This window comes from Psychrobacter sp. FME13, from assembly GCF_014861395.1.
Classification (GTDB): domain Bacteria; phylum Pseudomonadota; class Gammaproteobacteria; order Pseudomonadales; family Moraxellaceae; genus Psychrobacter.
Genome location: NZ_RRYV01000319.1, coordinates 1 through 1036 on the forward strand (window position 1 = coordinate 1; position 1036 = coordinate 1036).

Genomic DNA, 1036 nt, shown 5'->3' on the forward strand with positions numbered 1-1036 from the left:
CTGTTGGCACGACAGGTGATTCATACGATAATGCGTTGGCTGAAACGGTTAACGGACTTTATAAAACGGAGGTGATTGAATATTTAAAACAGCAGTGGCGGGATGCGTGTGATGTTGAATTAGCAACCCTTGAATGGGTCGATTGGTTTAACAAAACTCGCATTCATAGTACGATTGGCTATGTGTCGCCTTTTGAGTTTGAGAGACGATACTATGATAGTTTTATTGAGTCAGACAAAGCTGCCTGACTCAAGCAATCAAGTCTCCGATATAGTCGGGGCGGTTCAAATTTAAGGTATATTTTAAGAATATAGTAAGCTTCTAGAACTACTATATTTATCAAACTCATCACCGTAATTTTCTAATATTTCATTTAACACATGGCATTGCTTTGTCGAAAAATCTCTAGTTTGACGTTGTGCTGTTTTGAGAAGCCCTTTTTGCGTATACGAAATGTCATGAAATTCGTTCAAATAATCTAGGAGCATGAACCAGTAGTTTTTATCTATACTGTTCAGCTTGTCACGTGAGGCTAAATCATTATTTCTTTTCTCTTTTGAAGCTGCTAGCTCTTCAATATCCTTCACCTTATCTAAAGGAAGGAAAGTGTTGACAATAGAATCTGTGAAATAAGCATCCAACCCATTAGCATGCCCTAAAATATGTCCCCAACAAGCATCTTTTTTTGCCCACTCTGAGACATTACTAGTTGTCTTACTAGGATTATCATCAATTAACAAACTATTCATCTCTTTACTCAAATTTAATACTAACTCTTCTAGCTCATCGCTAATGTCTTGAACAGACCATATTTTCAGATAATCTAATTCCAGCTTTCTCTTTTTAAGAAAGTGAGATACATATGCTAAAGTATATATAATAATGTTCGCTCTATACCCATTAGTATACCAATCTTGTTTTTGAACAAGCTTCTCTAGACTCTTCCAAATAATCACGCGGCCAATCAAGCGTTTAAAATAATGTAGTGGTCAACTAATTTAGGACACCTGATAAGAGGTTTTTGTTAAAGTAGCGT

At 35.9% G+C, this 1036-nt stretch carries 2 protein-coding genes; one reads left to right on the top strand and one right to left on the bottom strand.

Annotated features, from left to right (window positions below):
• Positions 1 to 248, top strand: a 248-nt coding sequence (locus EI164_RS16305; protein WP_192521018.1) for an integrase core domain-containing protein, incomplete at its 5' end; no start/stop codon positions are given.
• A gap of 54 nt (positions 249 to 302) precedes the next feature.
• On the opposite strand, the gene EI164_RS16310 is transcribed toward EI164_RS16305, so the two are convergent.
• Positions 303 to 968: an AIPR family protein gene (locus EI164_RS16310; protein ID WP_225739368.1), complete on the bottom strand. Its 666-nt coding sequence runs from the start codon at positions 966 to 968 to the stop codon at positions 303 to 305.
• Positions 969 to 1036: the final 68 nt, after the last annotated feature.